Below are 16632 nucleotides of genomic sequence, written 5' to 3'. Positions count from 1 at the left end.
CGATGGATATCTTTTCACCGGGTTTGGCGGCGAATCGGAATATCAGCCTGCCGGAGTTATTAACTAGCCGGGAGGCACGCTATGCCCGCCAGCGAGCATGGCTGATGCGTTATGGCACTACGTTGATTTCACTCACCGTGGTTGCCCCCGGGGCGTTGAAAGACAGCCCGTTAACTCGCCGAATTTTTGGGCGGGCATGGCAAACGGTGACGGAGCTGACGCGGCAACAAGGTTGGGAATCCTTGGCGCAGGAGGCTTTCCCGCTACCGACCGGTTGTGAAGGGTTAATTGCTCTGAATCAACCCGCTGAAGCGGTAAAAGATGCGGCGCTACTGCTTGAGATGAAGCACCCGTTGGGGCGGCTGTGGGATATCGATGTGTTAGATAGCCACGGACGGATTTTGTCCCGTGGGGATGTGGGGTTGGCTCCGCGTCGTTGTCTGTTGTGCAACCGCCCGGCCAACGTGTGTGGTCGGGAGCGAACACATTCAGTGGATGAATTGTTAGTTCAAATGGAGTGGATGCTCGATGCCGCTATTGCCTGTTGATAACGCATTCCCGCTGACTTTTCAGCTACAGGACTATGCCGATCTGGCCTATTTCGCGCTATTGGCTGAGGTCAATCTAACGCCGAAGCCGGGGTTGGTGGATCGCTTTAACACCGGTGCGCATAAGGATATGAATCTGGATGATTTCTATCGCAGCGCCGAGGCTATTGCACCTTGGTTTTCTCGCTTTATCGAGCAAGGGATAGCCACTGAGCACCTGCAGGGAGAGGCGGCATTGTCTGCGCTGCGCCCGCTCGGATTAGCCTGCGAAAATGCCATGTTCCAGGCTACCGGTGGGGTTAATACCCATAAAGGTAGTGTGTTTTCCCTCGGGCTTCTGTGCTGTGCTCTGGGGCGTTTGTCCGCCAGAGGCGTGGCTATCAGCGCAGATGCCGTTTGCCAGGAAGCCGCCCAACTGTGCTGCGGACTGACGGAAAGGGAATTACAACGCAGAAATCTGCAACAAACTGCAGGTCAACGTCTGTTTACTCAACACGGTCTAACAGGGGCCAGAGGAGAGGCAGAATCCGGCTTTACTACCGTATTAACCCACGGATTGCCGGTGTATCAACGCTTGTTAAATCAAGGGATAGATCAGGAGTGCGCCTTGCTGGAAACCCTGCTGCAACTGATGGCGGTTAACGGTGATACCAATGTGGTGTCTCGTGGCGGCATGGCGGGGCTGTACTGGCTGCAACATCAGGCTGCGGAGATTCTGGCTAACGGTGGCATTAAAACGCCATTGGCAAAGGCTCGGCTGCGCCTGTTCGATGCCCAATGTATCGCTCGAAATTTGAGTCCGGGAGGAAGTGCCGATCTGCTGATTTTAACCTGGTTTTTGGCTCATATTCCCGATCGTCCACCTTACAAACACAATAATAACAATGCTATAGGAGTATCTCTATGTTGAAGTCACAAGAGAAGATATGGAAAGCCCTTGCTCCCTTTATTGTTCTAGGGATCTTGTTATTAATTCCCACACCAGAAGGTATGCCACCGCAAGCCTGGCGCTATTTTGCTATTTTTGTTGCCATGATTGTCGGGATGATTTTAGAGCCAATTCCTGCGACGGCGATAAGCTTTATCGCTGTGACGGTCTGCGTATTATCTGCCGACTGGGTGCTATTCTCGCCGGCTGAAGTGGCCGATAGTAGCTTTAAATCCGGTAAAGAAGCGCTGAAATGGGGGCTGGCCGGTTTCTCCAGTACCACGGTGTGGTTAGTTTTCGGTGCCTTTATCTTCGCCCTCGGCTATGAGGCAACCGGATTAGGCCGACGCATTGCTCTGTATATGGTCAAATTTATGGGGAAACGCACGCTGACGCTGGGTTATGCCATCGTCATCATCGATATTCTGCTGGCGCCGTTCACGCCATCGAATACGGCCCGAACCGGTGGTACGGTGTTTCCGGTAGTGAAAAACCTGCCGCCGCTGTTTGATTCATTCCCCAACGATCCGTCCTCGCGCCGTATCGGCGGTTATTTGATGTGGATGATGGTTATCGGCACCAGTATCAGTTCTTCCATGTTTGTAACCGGTGCGGCACCTAACGTTTTAGGCATTGAATTTGTTGGTAAAATAGCCGGTGTTCATATTGGCTGGATGCAATGGTTCCTCGCTTTCCTACCGGTAGGCTTGATTTTGTTGATCGTAGCTCCGTGGTTATCTTACGTGCTGTACAAACCGGGCGTGACTAAAAGCAGCGAAGTGTCTACCTGGGCCAATACCGCTTTACAGGAAATGGGTTCGCTGACGCGTAAGGAAATGACGTTAATAGGATTGGTATTGCTGAGTTTGTGTTTATGGGTCTTCGGTGCCAAGGCCATTAATGCGACGGCAGTGTGTCTGCTGGCGGTTTCCCTAATGCTGGCGTTGCAGGTGGTGTCGTGGAAGGCGATTACGCAATATTCGAGCGCCTGGAACACGCTGGTCAATCTGGCGACGTTAGTTGTTATGGCTAGCGGGCTAACTCGTTCCGGTTTTATTGATTGGTTTGCCGATACCATGAGCACGCATCTGGACGGTTTCTCACCCAAAATGACCGTGGCGGCGTTAGTGCTGGTGTTCTACTTCTCACATTATCTGTTTGCCAGCCTGTCGGCACACACCGCAACCATGCTGCCGGTCATTCTGGCGGTAGGGAAAGGTTTGTTCGGCGTACCTATGGATCATCTGTCGATGTTACTGGTGTTATCCATCGGTATTATGGGTGTATTAACGCCTTATGCGACCGGCCCCGGCGTGATTATTTACGGCTGCGGCTACGTTAAATCCAAAGATTACTGGCGATTAGGCGGCATTATGGGGCTGTTATATATCTCCATGCTACTGCTGGTAGGCTGGCCATTAATGAGTTTGTGGATGTAACTCGCAAACAGAAATTACGGGCGTTGGTGTGTATCCAGCGCCCGTTTGGCGTTCAGACTTGCATTCAGTGTTTCATTAAGAGTATTTATGCGAACTTTAACGCCTTATAGCCATGTTATAAAAGTGGTTATGTCGGTGTCAAAGCGCAAACTTAGTGCTAAACGGGTAATTAATCTTTAAAACGCGGCATAAATCACGGCATGTTTATTGTGACCATCCTCCTCAGCTACTACTATAAAATCCCTTTTGGCGATTTGGTCTGATTATCCTGTGAACCCTGTTTTTATTCGGAACTTTGCCTTCTCCTCCATCCCGGCTGTCGGCCTAAATGGTCAGGCACCTTATGAGGGATTACTGGGGAAATGTGATTTTGATGTCCATGCCTATCAGGACAATCTGTTTGCTGTATACGGCATTGCCTTTCCTCCCAGCCTGCAAAAGGCGGTCACCAAGCGGCGAGCGGAGTATCTGGCCGGGCGCTTTGTTGCCAGGCAGGTACTCAATATGCTTGGCCCGAGGGACTACCATTTGGAAAACGGCCCCGACCGCGCGCCCTGCTGGCCAGACGGCATCCAAGGCACCCTGAGCCATAATGACAACCGGGTATTGTGCGCGGCACAAATTATTCCGTTACGCCTTTCTGCCGGCGGTAGTGGCATAGGGTTAGATGTAGAAAGCTGGATTGGTTCGGATCGGATTGACGAAATCTGGCCGGGCATTATTAACGATGCAGAGCACCATCAATTACAACGTGGACCGCTGCCGTTTAATAAAATGCTGACGCTGACGTTTTCTGCCAAAGAAAGTCTGTTTAAAGCGATTTATCCGCAGTTACGCTGCTATTTTGATTTTTTGGATGTGCGTCTGGTGGGATGTTCACTGGAGTCAGGCCGCTTTGAACTGGAGTTATTGCGAGAACTGAGTCCGGAATTTAAGGCAGGGCGTCGTTTTCAAGGCTGTTTTAAATTGATGGAAACTGACGTGCGTACTTTTGTGGCCTATTAACCGCGATTGTCTCCTCTTTTTGCGCCCTTGTTTTTCCTCATGGGTTCAATTAAGCCGAAACCTTGTGGTCTCGGCTTTTTTAATGCCAAAACTAAATCGTTAAGCTCTATGGGCTGATATAAACTGGACTCAGAGTTTCTATTCCTGAAGCTCCGGTGTCTCTGCGTGGGTACGGCAGAAGATGAATTAATGTCTGGCGTCATTCCGAACCCTCTGTTTTAAACGTTTCACACTGGATAATAAATTTACAAGGACACAAGTGGTGTTCATCCTGTCACTGCGATGGGGTAGTCTGGTGTTGTTAATGAATGCTGTTAGCCAATCTCATTCTAGATTTGACTTTTTATTGTTATAGGTAATCATCGAAAAATCAGCGATGTAACTGGAGGTTCTCCCTAGGTTTTCCCTTGAATGCTTATAATAAGTTAACATACGTTTTTATCTCCCTGGCTGCTCAACACCTTATAAAATCGCGGAAACAATTAACTCTATTGCGATAATTAAAGTGTGTCGGCATTATCCCGAAAAGTATTTCGTCTAAAAATTTTCCTATATAGTGAAAATATAACCTTGATGGATCTGTAAAAGATAGAGTTGTGATTAATATAACGAACGGACATGTTCTTCTTGTTGTTTACTTTGTAAGATTTCCCTCGCAAAGATTGTAATTCAAAATCATCACTAATTAGAACGACTTTCTTTTTTAATCGACTGAATAGTTGATGGATGTTGTTATTGTTTATCGTCATCTCTCTTTCTGGCCAAATCAAAGTGAGTAAATCATCCCTATCTATTAGCTGACCGTTTGACGCATGATTAACCAGTGCGATAAATAATAAATACTCTTTATTCGTTAACTCTACACTACCTTTCAGGCTATACACAATCTTTTCATCTGCCACTACAAAATACATCATAACTACTCCTCCTTAAAATTAGAATGCCCGCAATATATCGCAACAAAAGTAATTTTGTAAGGCTACCCTTGGTTATTGTTTGTTAATATTGATGAGCTTCATATTTTTACCAAATATAACGTAATAAGTTGTTGTTGTAATGCTTTGCTGCTATTTTTTTATATTTCTTTAGCCAGTGTAATTAGCTTATTATTTAATTAAACATAGCGATATTGAGCTTATCTTATTGATCCTTCTTATTCGATTGAACTAATTGTTCAATAATATGAACAAATACATGTACAAAAATAGAACGCTTGTCCCCTGTGTTTACAGAGTTTCTCTGTCATTTCGAAAATTCAGATATTACTTCATTGCTGCTTTTATCATCAGGTAAGTGTGGGTGAGTAGAGTGATTATCTTCATAAATGACTAAATCCAATAGACGCAGATTTATATTAATCTTGAGCCTGCGTCATTCTGACGTTAACTGCGGCTTAGCATCAATAATAGAGAGTAATATAATTCTTATATTGCTATTCAAGCTGATTATAAAGTATTTAATTTTACACATATAATTAATTAAGTTGCTTATAGATGGTGAGGTTGGTTTGTTGTCTTTATGTAATTAATCACAAAAATAAAATTCAATTACTAAGTATCAAAAAACTATAAATATCGATTAGATTATGTTCGTTAGCTCAAATCAACGGGCTTGAGGTTACCTGGATGAATAAAATGGATGTTCAATGAAAACCTTCAGTTAGACAAAATAAATTCTTTGTTCTTTGTATTTAAAACACCAACGGAATCCGTTAATGGCAGCGAGCAGGATTTATATTTTTGCTGCTTTTATCTGCTTTCTCAGCATCCAAGATCTATTTATCACGAATGGGGAGGGCTATGAAAAATTATCAGGAAAAAGGCTGGTGACGGCCAGATTAAAGGGACGAGGCCGTAATGGCGAATGATCCCCAGTGGTTTAAACAGTACGGAAATCAGAAAAACACGATTGTTCGCTGGCCCGTAAGGCCGTGAAGAACAGGATGGGGAGGGGATATGACGTTAAAGATTCCGACTGATACACAGGCAATTACCTGGTTAATTATTGGCCTTTTTTCAGCTTGGGGAGGTGTTGTGAGATATCTCATGGATATGCAAGGGCACAGGGGGAGTTGGAGTTGGATGGGAATAATAAGTCAGATCATTATTTCAAGCTTCACTGGCCTTTTGGGGGGATTACTCAGCTTTGAAAATGGCAGTAGTCATTACATGACTTTTGCTATTGCAGGCTTATTTGGCACCTTGGGGAGTACGGCGTTGAGTTACCTGTGGCGGCGTTTCTTGGGGAGTCCGGAGAAAAATCGTGGGTAACTTTACTTTTAGTCAAATCAGTCAACGCAATCTACAAGGCATACACCCGGATCTCGTTCGGGTGGTGTACCTGGCACTCAAATTGTCCGAGGTGGATTTTCGCGTTATCGAAGGGCTGCGTGATAGCGCACGTCAACGGCAAATGGTGCTTAATGGCAAGAGCCAAACGCTCAATAGCCGGCATCTTACCGGTCATGCGGTCGATTTGGCGCCTTGGTTCAACAACACGATTCCCTGGAACGATTGGGGAGCGTTTGCTCAGGTTGCAGCGGCGATGAAACAGGCGGCGAAGCAACTACAAATTCCTGTGATCTGGGGCGGTGACTGGACGACGCTTAAGGATGGGCCGCACTTTGAGTTGCCGAGGATGCAGTATCCATGAGTCTGCTCAGTGTTTTGAAACGTGGTCTGCTACTTGCCACGCTATTTGCGGTTTTGGTTGGCGGGCTGTGGGTTGCTCAACTGAAAAAGACCGCGACATTACTGAATTCTGAAAATATCAGTCTGACGCAGCAGAATCAGCTTTATCTGCAACGGTTGCAAGGATATGACCAGCAGATGAAAACACTGGATGAGGCGTTAACCACTAATGCCATAACTCAGCGTCAGGCAGAGGAGAAATATCATGCGATCGAACAACAAATGCGGGGGCTGCTGGCTAATAGCCGCTGCGCTCGGGAGCCTGTGCCTGATGCTGTTATCCGGTTGCAGCAACGAGCACTTGGCCAAAGCCTGCCCGGTGCAGCCAATAGTACCGAAAGCGCTGCTATTGCCCCATGATCCCCCGTTATTTAACGTCACAAAGTGGGGGGACTATCCCGGTTATGTGGAAGAATTAAATCTATCGTTGGCGCGTTGTAATGCAGATAAAACGGCGGTGGCCCAAATAATGTCTCCCCAAAAAGGATAAATCTCTCTTTTAGTCAATTCAGACAAGGGCATTGACTCTATAAGATTGGCAAACATGGATTTACCGATTTTGTACTCAATATCGAGGCGCTGCCGTAAGCATGCCTGGCAAAAGCAGGATAATAGGTTATTGGTTGCGAAAGAAACACGGCGGTTAGGGGCGCTCTTCGCTAGGATGACAGTCAAGCTTACTGCAAAAAGAAATCTATGCTGGCACAAATCCGATGGCAAAAAGTAGGCGCGTTATGTTTCGCTCTTGGTGGGCTGCAATATATTTTTGCTTTCTTTTTTCTTATCAGAACAAGGTTTCATCAAATCGCTTGAAAGAGTACTTAACATAAGTTATCGAGAGCGTGTATATAGTATTATATATGATAACTTACACGCGGGGTGTAACTTAAATAAGGCTGCAGACTTATTAGGTATAAGTTCTGCAACCTTAAAACGTAAGTTGCAAATGGAGAATACAACATTCACAGCAATATTATTAGATGTAAGAATGAACCATGCTTTAAGTTTATTAAGAAATTCATCTCTTTCAATTTCACAAGTGTCTTATAAAAGTGGGTTTTATTCTGTATCGAATTTTTGTTCAAAATTTAAACGATATTTTGGTTTGTCACCAAAGCAAGTTTCGAAGAAATTAACCAAGAACATTAAACTTGAAGTTTTGAAGTTTTGACATCCTTCCTGCCCTCAATGATAGGGATTCCTACTGCGCTCAGGCTATCACCTGAATTATTTCGGTGGGTTTACTAGAGGCCAGAACAGAGATGCTTAAACTGAAAGCGCAGCCTAAACTTGCTGAGGAAGAACGAGATATTCTGAAAAAGGTAGCGCGGTACTTTGCAAGAGAGCCAGACTAAGGTACCGCTTCATCAACGATCACCAAGATGTCTGGTCGATCGCAGCTACGCGCACCTGGCAAGGCTGGCTCTACATGTTCGTGGTCATCGATCTTTTCTTTGCGTGTAATTTGGTAGGTTGCTCAATGAAACCGACGCTGTCACGTGAACTTGCACTGGACGTATTGCTGATGGCCGTCTGGCGGCGTATACCTGCGGAAAGCGTCATTTTACACAGGATCCCAGAACTGTCAGTATGGTAGCGATGACTGGCAACGGTTCTGCTGGGACAATAACCGGATCCGAGTATAAGTCGACGTGGCAGCTGCTGGTAGAATTGTTCTTCAGCCCCTAAAAAAGAACGTATTAGAAATCGAATCTCTAAAACCAGAGACATGGCCCAGGCGGATAGCTTCGATTATATCGAATTGTTCTACAACCTTACCGACGCCACCGTCATGTCGAGAGCTTTTAATAACTTTCATTAGTGCTCATAAAAGCAAGATAATACTTTATTTCAAACTCTTAAAGTGTTTCACCACAGGCCAGTTGTTCAGCGATCCATTTAGGTGTATTCCCTTGGCCTGTCCACGTCCTTTTCTCACCTTTTTCATCGAGATACTCATATTTTTACGGGCTCCGGGGCTTCCTATATTTATGGGTAATGCCAACGCCAGCAACCAATTCTAACGGGTCAGTTCCGTCTTAACTGTGTCTGAAAGTATGGGGATATGCTGTCAATGGAGAACTCAATACCTAGATTGCGGGTATTACCTAAGGCTTCTTTCAGCCAGTTGCGCGCGGTGTCGTCGGAGATCTCCCATACTGGTTCCGTCCCATAGCGTGTGAAGGTCGCTAAGTGGTCGCGCCGCCGTCCTGAAAACTGGCATCGAGCAGAGGTATCGTTCTTTTCACAGGCGTATCTTTGCCGTGCGGCTGGGTTTACCGGCCGTATGATTTTTCTGTTTCAAATAGCGCAGGCTTTCGGTATAACCGATGAAAAGCAAAAAACCCGACTAAGTTTCCTTAATCGGGCTTCTCTAATATGGCTCCTCTGACTGGACTCGAACCAGTGACATACGGATTAACAGTCCGCCGTTCTACCGACTGAACTACAGAGGAATCGTGTGAACGGGGCGCATAATATCCAGAGGCACCTGAACTGTCAACGCTAAATTCAGTAGAAATGCGCGTTTGCTCAGCATCTGAGCAAAAAATGCAGATTCGGTTGGAAAAACAAATGCTAGCGTTGAAAAATTCGTCAATATATTGAAATCAGATGAAAAATTACCGTTAGCTCTCTGTCAGCTGGCTTTCCCATCTTTTCAGACGGGCGAGGGGGTCTTGCAAATAAAACCGACAGAAATGGTGATAAACTGCCGGGAAGCGTGAGGCTAAAAGCTCCGGCGCGCTAAAGAAATATTCTGAAAGCACAGCGAAACATTCCGCCGGATCGCTAGCGGCATAGGCATCCATACTGGCTCCCTCAACGCCGACCATATCAATCTCGTCCTGAATATTATCCATTGCGCGGTGTAAATCGAATTCCCACGCCGCGACGTCACGCATGGGAATGGGAGGGACGCCGTTGGAATTACCGCCGTTGCGCATATCCAATTTGTGAGCCGCCTCGTGAATCACCAGATTAAAGCCGGAGAGATCGAAAGAATCTTGAATATCCTGCCAGTTTAAAACAATCGGCCCCTGTTCCCAGCTTTGTCCCGACTGCACCGTTTGGCCGCTGTGCACCAGCCCCAGATCATCCTGCCAGTCGTCTTCTACGATAAATGGGGCAGGGTAGATCAGGACTTCGTGAAAACCATCTAACCACCGCGCACCGAGTTCCATCACCGGCAGAGCAAATAACAGCGCCAAACGAGCCTGCATCAGTGCGGTTAACTCCAAGCCCTGCAAAGGTACCATACGTTTCTGCTGTAAAATCTGGCTGGCGACGGTGACTAACCGTTGCTGCTCCGCTTCATCCAATGGAGAAAGTAAAGGAATAGCCAGTGCTTCATGCCATTGCATCAGCACTTCCGCTTGCGGTTGATTTGCTTTCCACAGCCACTTCATCATCGTGTCGCTCGCAATGTGATTTCTTGGGTACCAAGGCAGGATGTTGTAAACATGCCGTAAAAAAGAGCATGATGGCAACTATAAGCACGGAGAGATGCCGGAGCGGCTGAACGGGACGGTCTCGAAAACCGTTGAGGGGGAAACCCCTCCGAGGGTTCAAATCCCTCTCTCTCCGCCACTATTCAATCAGTTAGGCGAGATTTTTTCAGCGACCCGCATCACAGTTAGTCTATTGTCGATATGTCGGGCTGCCATATTTATGGGCGACTTCACTTTTTTATTCGGTCAATAGGTGTCCAAAATCAGTGAAATATTATTTCACTCGAGCGCCCGGTAATCGCTTATCCTACGATGTAACACAAATGGCTAGCTGGGCTACGTGCTTGGGTAGTAAAAATGATGAGCGGTGTTTTGTTTATAAGTAAAATCCAATAGGACTACTTAGATTATAGTAGACTTTGAATTTTCATATAACCTATAGCGCGAGCCACGCGGCTACTTAAATATGGACTAAGAGATAATTAACGCTTGGGGGCGAATAAAAAGAATCTCTACAATAGAAGGCGTAGGATTCAAAAACGGCGCGGAAGCGACTAATGAAATCATTCAATCTGGTATCTAACCTACCCTCTTACATACTGATATTTTAGAGGAATAATTACTCAGGCGCTTGACCCGGAAAGCTTACTCAGACAGAAAGCGCACTTGGCTAGATATGCCCGCCCATTGCTGCTGATTTGAAAAATCTGCTGTCGGAAGAATAGGTAAGGAATATCCAGGGCTATTCAGAAAACGTTTAGCGCCCAATCTGGAAGTTTCTGTAACCGCTATAGAAAAAAAGTCTGCTAACAGGCGGTGATATAACTTATCGCTTTAACCTATGGAATTTAATTGCTTATATCACGGTAACTTACTTTACCTTCAAGTTTCTTGGTCTATCTTTGCTAAGCTAAATAGATAAACTAAAGGAGCATAAGAAGATGCAAATTCCCCCTAAACCTCCGAATGAGAACGCTCGTATTGCGACACTGCTCGCTTATAATATTCTTGATACTTCTCCCGAAGAACGTTTTGATCGAATCACTCGGCTAGCAAAACGCTTATTTAATGTCCCTATTGCCTTGATATCCTTGGTTGATGTTAACCGCCAGTGGTTTAAATCCAGCGTAGGTCTGGCCGAGTCGGAAACATCGCGAGATATCTCGTTTTGCGGTCATGCGATTTTGGAAGAGGGGATTTTGATGGTGCCCGATGCGTTAACCGATCAGCGCTTTTGCGATAATCCCTTGGTGATCGATGCACCGGGCATTCGTTTTTATGCGGGTTGCCCGTTAGTGGTGCCAAACGGTAGTAAGCTGGGCACTTTGTGTCTGATTGATGTAGAGCCGCGCTCTTTGGATGAAACCGATCAGCAGCTATTATGTGATCTGGCAAAAATGGCTGAGCAAGAAATTGCCGCGGTACAATTGGCTACTATTGACGAGTTGACGCAGTTGACCAATAGACGCGGTTTCGAAATATTGGCACAACATGCGTTAACTTATTGCGTACATAATAATATTCCGGCCAGCGTCGTGTTTTTTGATCTTAATAATTTTAAAGCGATCAATGATAATTTTGGTCACGCCGAAGGTGATAAAGCTTTAATGACTTTCGCGGACGAACTGCAACTATTCTTCAGTGAGACTGACATCGTTGCCCGCCTAGGGGGAGATGAATTTGTGGCGCTACTGACGGCATCTAGCTGCAAAGATATGGTGGACATACTCAGTCGCTTTAAAATTGCCTTAGAGCAAAGAAATCGTCGTGAACGACGAGGGTATGATATCTGTTTCAGCGTGGGTTATGCTAACTGCGATTTTGATAAGTTCACTACAATAAAAGCATTACTAGCTGTTGCAGATTCTTCTATGTATACACATAAACTAGAGTTACGCGATAAACGGAAATCTCAACATAAGAACTGAGCTAATGTTTCGGTTTTGCTGTCATGGTTTGAATCAACAAGAGTGCAAATATCCTTTGGAACTACGTTATCCTATGGCAATCGTTGGTCTATAAAGATAAAAACAACTGACGTACGCACGAAATATTTAAAATGAACTAAATAAGGTTAATAAATTAGCCAGTATCTCTACTAGAAGGCCTCGCTTGAACGAGGCTTTGTTGTTTAATAAACAGGAATAGTTAATCCCACCCTATTGCATTATTCTCAATCAACAATAGATTACTAATGGCACTTCGGTTATTTCCCTCAACCGGAGGGATGTATTTAGTTATGTAGATCATCGGTCAACGATATCGATGAGACACTCTAGGCCTATCTATAGCAAACAATTTAGCTCCATTTCCCAGTTTTTTTATTCATTGAGATATTTGCACGGTATCGCTCGAAAATTAGCCAGATAGGTCGTGGCTTAACTTGATGAAAATGCATGCAAATTAGGTATTAAGATATACATTATTCATCTATGTTGTTTAAGATTTTACATGTAATATTATTTTGAACCAGCCAATCCAGCACCGTATAGCATAGATAAGAATCGCAATTAATTTTTAATTAAGGAATAGCATCGAATGAAGCAGACATTAAGATATTCGACAATAGCCCTTTCGTTATTCGGTGCTTTAATTTTGACCGGATGTAGCCCGGATAAAAAGAACGATAATCATATAAAAGTTGGTATTAGCGCAGGTATCGATCAGCCTCTTTGGGATGTGGTCAAAAAAACGGCTAAAGATAAATACAATCTCGATGTGGAAGTGGTGACATTTACGGATTATGTCTTACCGAATGAAGCGTTAAGCACTGGCGATATAGATGCTAATTCATTCCAGCACCGGCCTTATCTGGATCGCCAGACTGCGGAGCGGGGCTATAAATTAGCGGTTGTTGGTACTACCTTTGTTTATCCTATTGCTGGCTATTCTAAAAAAATAAAATCGCTGGCTGAATTGAAAGATAATGCTCAGGTTGCTGTACCGAATGATCCAACTAACCTCGGTCGTGCGCTGCTGTTATTACAAAAAGTTGAGCTGATAAAGCTGAAAGATGGCGTTGGTTTACTTCCTACCTCTCTGGACATTACTGAAAACCCGAAAAAATTGAAAATCGTCGAGATTGAGGCCGCGCAGCTCCCGCGTTCACTGGACGATAAAAACGTGGCTCTTGCCGTAATTAACACTAATTATTCGAGTCAGATTGGCCTAACGCCTAAGAAAGACGGTCTGTTTGTAGAAGATAAAGACTCGCCGTACGTCAATATTATTGTCGCTCGTGAAGATAATAAAGACAGCGAGAAAATCAAAAATCTGGTTAAAGCTTATCAAACCAATGAAGTCGTGGCCGCAGCAGATAAAATTTACCATGGCGATGCAGTGAAGGCCTGGTAATAATTTAAGGTGAAAAGTCTGGCTGCTTTAGTCAGTAACTAAAAATAGTATTATAAAAAGAAAAGCACTCACCCATTATTAGGTGAGTGCTTTTTTACTACATGTGTTTTTTAGCGAATGACAAAATGTCTTGTTTGAGGTCGGTTACTTTTTTCTCTGGAGATTTCTTGCAAACTTCAACGACTTTCGGTGTGACTAGCGTGTCAGTTTCCTGGAAATCTACATAGTCACCTTGCTTATATTCCGTGGTGTCATTTAACACCCAAAATACAACTGGGGTGTAAGATTTAGGATTTAAGTCAAGGAACTCTTTACAAGTCATATCTGCGGGAGTCGTTGCTGCGAAGGTGGTTGCAGCAGCGGAGAGTAATAGGCTTGTCAGTGCGATTTTTTTAAATGAATTATTAAACATACTGTTTTCCTTTTTATCTCTACCTTGCCAAGGACAATTTATATTTACGCTAAAAAACCCTTGTTAGCAGGAGTATTCTGAACCCAAATAAGTTCATTGGTCAATATCAGAAAGGAAATTCTATATATATTGATGATGACAGGTAATCATCAATAGGCCAAGGTGATTTTAAATAAAATAAATTAGTTAATAATCAATAATTTAAATAGGTTCATGGTCATATTCCATGTATGGATTGTTTTTCTTATCTGTAAACTTTTGTTTAAATTGTAAATCATAGATTACACGAAATTCTAAAGGGGGGCTATTTTAACCATTTAAATTTGGCAATATTATTTTGCATTTTGCATTTTGCATTTTGCATTGGCTTTTAAATTAAATATAAGACCAGAATGAATTGGATAGTTGAAATTATTAATATGTTAGCGAAGATGCAACAATTGCATCACCTTAATAGTAAGGAGGTTACAGAAGCCGGCTATAAATAACAAAGCATGTCATTATCTAACATGGGGCAAATTCATTAATAAAAAATAATATACATTCGCATTTTAAATATATTAGTGAATCATGTTGTTGTAATCACAGTTCTCAACCATACTCCTCGTGATAAAGTTTATTATGAGTGGAGCGGGGGAATGATAACGATAAAGCGGAAGCTAAGCTTATCTGCAATGATATTAACATTTATCGGCAGTGCTATAACTATCCCAAAAGTAGTGGCGGAAGAAGTGGGATATACGCTGGAAAAAGTGGTGATATTGAGCCGCCATGGCGTGCGATCGCCAACTAAGCAAACGGAATTGATGAATGAGGTCACGCCCGATAAATGGCCCGAATGGCCGGTCAAAGCTGGGTATCTTACGCCAAGAGGTGAGCACCTAGTTAAGATAATGGGACACTTCTACGGACAATATTTCCGTCATACCGGATTATTGCCGAAGGAAAGATGCCCGGCTGAGGGGCAGGTTTACGTTTATTCAGATATTGACCAGCGTACTTTATTAACTGGTCAGGCGTTAATAGACGGAATTGCTCCCCAGTGTGGATTTAAAATATTTCATCAGAAGAACTTAAAGCAGATCGATCCCTTGTTTCATCCCGTTGAGGCTGGTATCTGCGCTTTAAATGCAAAAAAAACGCAGGAAGCAATAGAAAAGAAGCTTGGCGCACCTATCACGACATTAAGTCAACGTTATGCTAAATCCCTGGCCTTAATGGGGAAGGTACTCAATTTTTCTGCTTCCCCATATTGTCAGAAAATGGAAAAGCAAGGGATGGATTGTAATTTTGCCGATCTATCACCTAACGAAGTTCAGGTAAATCAGGAAGGCAGCAAGGCTTCATTGAGTGGCCCGGTTGCTTTGTCTTCTACGCTGGCTGAAATATTTCTGCTACAAAACTCGCAGGGTATGCCGATAGTGGCCTGGCATCGTTTGCTGACGAGAGAGGATTGGCAGACTCTGATGCTTTTGCATAACTCGCAATTCGATCTCATGGCCAAAACTCCTTATATAGCACAGCATAAAGGAACTCCTTTATTACAACAGATAAATGTGGCGCTTTTACAGCCTGAGCAGGGAAAGGCTGGGCTAGATAAACAGCCCGCGACTAAAAAAACGCTAAGCAATACTCAATTACCCGATAACAATGCGGTATTTATTCTAGGTGGCCACGATACCAATATTGCAAATGTTGCCGGAATGCTGGGTTTAAATTGGACATTACCGCTGCAGCCGGATAATACCCCTCCGGGAGGTGGATTAGTTTTTGAACGTTGGCGAGATCAGCATGGACAAAGCTTCGTGGCGATTAAAATGTTCTACCAAACGCTAAATCAGCTGAGAAATATGGAGAAGTTGGATTTGTCGATTAACCCAGCCGGAATGGTTAGCATCGATATTCCTGGTTGCGAAAATGAAGGTGAAAATAAACTGTGCCGCTTAGCGACGTTCCAGAAGAAAGTCGTCGAGGCTATTGAGCCGGCCTGTAATCTGCCATAAGTGATAGCGGCGTAATAAACCAATAAGGCCACTGTAATGCAGGCGGCCTTATTGGTGGTTACGAGAGTAAAGTCAGATGAGAGATTGAAATCTTATTAAGGACGTTATTGGCCAAGACGAACTAGATCAAAAGGCACATAACGTTCGCAGGCGTGTTGTAACTCAACACACTGAGCGCGCTCGGCCTCAATATCAGAGAGTCCATCAGCATGTATTGCCTTCGCAACATCAATCAAACCTGACTGTGCGACCATAACGCGATGCCCAGGGCGAATTTGGTTTCTATTTCTGTCATAGACTTTAACCATATTGACCTCCAGTTAATCCTGTCAATTTGCGGCTATAGGCTACTTATCACGCCCCTAATTTCTTTGCCTCAGATCAAAAATATTTAATTTTTTATAGCTGAGTTTTATCTACTGACCCAACAGCGAATGGATATGCAACCAGAAAGGAAAGGTCTGACTGCCGGATTGCTATTAAAAAAGCTTTATAGAAGGTAACAAGGATTGCAGAGCATAAGCACAACGAGTTTAAATCAGGTTTGGTACGTATGAGTCATTGGATTAGGGTGTTCAGTGATGACTTTCGGTTATTAACCATCTCGACTTATGGTCTGACTTAACAAAAATGTATAGTTCAAATGACTGATTTTTATCTGTAAACAAACTTATATGCTATTAGTGTGATATATTAGCTTGCTATTTATGAGCCGTACTGGTTTAATGCGTCATCGGTTTGGAACACAGACCTTATGAAAGCAGTTTTAGTAAAGCAGTTCACAGTATTAGCGTTATCCTCAAT

Annotated in this window: 14 protein-coding genes, 2 tRNA genes and 2 pseudogenes; 12 read left to right on the top strand and 6 right to left on the bottom strand. The window is 44.0% G+C overall.

The window, feature by feature from the left end; genetic code table 11:
* Window positions 1-2 precede the first annotated feature (2 nt).
* The 4 genes from citX to DBA33_RS08855 all read left to right on the top strand — a co-directional run bounded on the left by citX (window position 3) and on the right by DBA33_RS08855 (window position 3920).
* On the top strand, window positions 3-548 hold the full coding sequence (gene citX, locus DBA33_RS08870; RefSeq protein ID WP_064517540.1) for a citrate lyase holo-[acyl-carrier protein] synthase: 546 nt from the start codon (window positions 3-5) through the stop codon (window positions 546-548).
* A complete protein-coding gene (citG, locus tag DBA33_RS08865) occupies window positions 529-1458 on the top strand; it encodes a triphosphoribosyl-dephospho-CoA synthase CitG (RefSeq protein ID WP_064517545.1) in 930 nt (309 codons plus the stop codon). Before citX ends, citG begins: the two co-directional genes overlap by 20 nt.
* Window positions 1452-2915 carry an anion permease gene (locus DBA33_RS08860; protein WP_064517549.1) on the top strand — a complete coding sequence of 488 codons (1464 nt, stop codon included), beginning with the start codon at window positions 1452-1454 and terminating at the stop codon, window positions 2913-2915. Before citG ends, DBA33_RS08860 begins: the two co-directional genes overlap by 7 nt.
* Before the next feature lie 270 nt (window positions 2916-3185).
* The gene (locus DBA33_RS08855; protein WP_064517552.1) at window positions 3186-3920 is read left to right on the top strand and encodes a 4'-phosphopantetheinyl transferase; all 735 of its coding nucleotides are present in this window, start codon (window positions 3186-3188) and stop codon (window positions 3918-3920) included.
* Window positions 3921-4420: 500 nt separating this feature from the next.
* Here DBA33_RS08855 and DBA33_RS08850 read toward each other — a convergent pair whose 3' ends face one another.
* Window positions 4421-4837: a helix-turn-helix domain-containing protein gene (locus DBA33_RS08850; RefSeq protein ID WP_120806274.1), complete on the bottom strand. Its 417-nt coding sequence runs from the start codon at window positions 4835-4837 to the stop codon at window positions 4421-4423.
* Window positions 4838-5875: 1038 nt separating this feature from the next.
* On the opposite strand from DBA33_RS08850, the gene DBA33_RS08845 reads away from it, so the two are divergent.
* The 4 genes and pseudogenes from DBA33_RS08845 to DBA33_RS08825 form a co-directional block, all read left to right on the top strand.
* Complete coding sequence (locus DBA33_RS08845; protein WP_064517557.1) at window positions 5876-6190, top strand: phage holin family protein; 315 nt, start codon at window positions 5876-5878, stop codon at window positions 6188-6190.
* The gene (locus tag DBA33_RS08840) at window positions 6183-6572 is read left to right on the top strand and encodes a M15 family metallopeptidase (protein WP_064517560.1); all 390 of its coding nucleotides are present in this window, start codon (window positions 6183-6185) and stop codon (window positions 6570-6572) included. The genes DBA33_RS08845 and DBA33_RS08840 overlap by 8 nt, the downstream gene beginning before the upstream one ends.
* Entirely contained in the window at window positions 6569-6970 is a 402-nt protein-coding gene (locus DBA33_RS08835; protein ID WP_120806272.1) for a hypothetical protein, read from the top strand. The genes DBA33_RS08840 and DBA33_RS08835 overlap by 4 nt, the downstream gene beginning before the upstream one ends.
* 881 nt (window positions 6971-7851) lie before the next feature.
* Window positions 7852-8432 (top strand): annotated as a pseudogene (locus tag DBA33_RS08825) (DDE-type integrase/transposase/recombinase); the annotation flags it as partial.
* Between the two features lie 37 nt (window positions 8433-8469).
* Here the strand turns inward: DBA33_RS08825 and DBA33_RS20905 are convergent.
* The 3 genes and pseudogenes from DBA33_RS20905 to mtfA form a co-directional block, all read right to left on the bottom strand.
* Window positions 8470-8553: pseudogene (locus tag DBA33_RS20905) on the bottom strand (H-NS family nucleoid-associated regulatory protein); the annotation flags it as partial.
* A gap of 437 nt (window positions 8554-8990) precedes the next feature.
* Window positions 8991-9066, bottom strand: a tRNA-Asn gene (locus DBA33_RS08815).
* Window positions 9067-9237: 171 nt separating this feature from the next.
* On the bottom strand, window positions 9238-10020 hold the full coding sequence (gene mtfA, locus DBA33_RS08810; RefSeq protein WP_064517565.1) for a DgsA anti-repressor MtfA: 783 nt from the start codon (window positions 10018-10020) through the stop codon (window positions 9238-9240).
* Window positions 10021-10108: 88 nt separating this feature from the next.
* On the opposite strand from mtfA, the gene DBA33_RS08805 reads away from it, so the two are divergent.
* From DBA33_RS08805 to metQ, 3 genes are all read left to right on the top strand, one after another.
* Window positions 10109-10198: transfer RNA gene (locus DBA33_RS08805), tRNA-Ser, on the top strand.
* 802 nt (window positions 10199-11000) lie between these two features.
* Window positions 11001-11987: a sensor domain-containing diguanylate cyclase gene (locus DBA33_RS08800; protein WP_064517567.1), complete on the top strand. Its 987-nt coding sequence runs from the start codon at window positions 11001-11003 to the stop codon at window positions 11985-11987.
* Between the two features lie 610 nt (window positions 11988-12597).
* Window positions 12598-13413, top strand: coding sequence for a methionine ABC transporter substrate-binding lipoprotein MetQ (gene metQ, locus DBA33_RS08795; RefSeq protein ID WP_064517570.1), 816 nt, complete (start codon window positions 12598-12600; stop codon window positions 13411-13413).
* Between the two features lie 97 nt (window positions 13414-13510).
* On the opposite strand, the gene hdeB is transcribed toward metQ, so the two are convergent.
* Window positions 13511-13825: an acid-activated periplasmic chaperone HdeB gene (gene hdeB / locus DBA33_RS08790; RefSeq protein WP_064517573.1), complete on the bottom strand. Its 315-nt coding sequence runs from the start codon at window positions 13823-13825 to the stop codon at window positions 13511-13513.
* 638 nt (window positions 13826-14463) lie between these two features.
* On the opposite strand from hdeB, the gene DBA33_RS08785 reads away from it, so the two are divergent.
* On the top strand, window positions 14464-15828 hold the full coding sequence (locus DBA33_RS08785) for an AppA family phytase/histidine-type acid phosphatase (protein ID WP_120806269.1): 1365 nt from the start codon (window positions 14464-14466) through the stop codon (window positions 15826-15828).
* A 104-nt stretch (window positions 15829-15932) separates the two neighbouring features.
* Here the strand turns inward: DBA33_RS08785 and ydfZ are convergent, their stop codons facing one another.
* Complete coding sequence (gene ydfZ / locus DBA33_RS08780; RefSeq protein WP_049597160.1) at window positions 15933-16136, bottom strand: putative selenium delivery protein YdfZ; 204 nt, start codon at window positions 16134-16136, stop codon at window positions 15933-15935.
* Window positions 16137-16632: the final 496 nt, after the last annotated feature.

This window comes from Yersinia sp. IP36721 (assembly GCF_003634395.1).
Taxonomy (GTDB): Bacteria; Pseudomonadota; Gammaproteobacteria; order Enterobacterales; family Enterobacteriaceae; genus Yersinia; species Yersinia entomophaga.
This window is presented reverse-complemented; position numbering and strand designations above follow the sequence as displayed.

Bases quoted from the DNA above. Each gene is read 5' to 3' on its own strand.
- citG (WP_064517545.1), top strand. From the start codon at position 529: ATGCCGCTATTGCCTGTTGATAACGCATTCCCGCTGACTTTTCAGCTA.
- hdeB (WP_064517573.1), bottom strand. From the start codon at position 13,825: ATGTTTAATAATTCATTTAAAAAAATCGCACTGACAAGCCTATTACTC.
- ydfZ (WP_049597160.1), bottom strand. From the start codon at position 16,136: ATGGTTAAAGTCTATGACAGAAATAGAAACCAAATTCGCCCTGGGCAT.
- metQ (WP_064517570.1), top strand. From the start codon at position 12,598: ATGAAGCAGACATTAAGATATTCGACAATAGCCCTTTCGTTATTCGGT.
- mtfA (WP_064517565.1), bottom strand. From the start codon at position 10,020: ATGATGAAGTGGCTGTGGAAAGCAAATCAACCGCAAGCGGAAGTGCTG.
- DBA33_RS08850 (WP_120806274.1), bottom strand. From the start codon at position 4,837: ATGATGTATTTTGTAGTGGCAGATGAAAAGATTGTGTATAGCCTGAAA.
- DBA33_RS08835 (WP_120806272.1), top strand. From the start codon at position 6,569: ATGAGTCTGCTCAGTGTTTTGAAACGTGGTCTGCTACTTGCCACGCTA.
- DBA33_RS08860 (WP_064517549.1), top strand. From the start codon at position 1,452: ATGTTGAAGTCACAAGAGAAGATATGGAAAGCCCTTGCTCCCTTTATT.
- DBA33_RS08800 (WP_064517567.1), top strand. From the start codon at position 11,001: ATGCAAATTCCCCCTAAACCTCCGAATGAGAACGCTCGTATTGCGACA.
- DBA33_RS08845 (WP_064517557.1), top strand. From the start codon at position 5,876: ATGACGTTAAAGATTCCGACTGATACACAGGCAATTACCTGGTTAATT.
- citX (WP_064517540.1), top strand. From the start codon at position 3: ATGGATATCTTTTCACCGGGTTTGGCGGCGAATCGGAATATCAGCCTG.
- DBA33_RS08785 (WP_120806269.1), top strand. From the start codon at position 14,464: ATGATAACGATAAAGCGGAAGCTAAGCTTATCTGCAATGATATTAACA.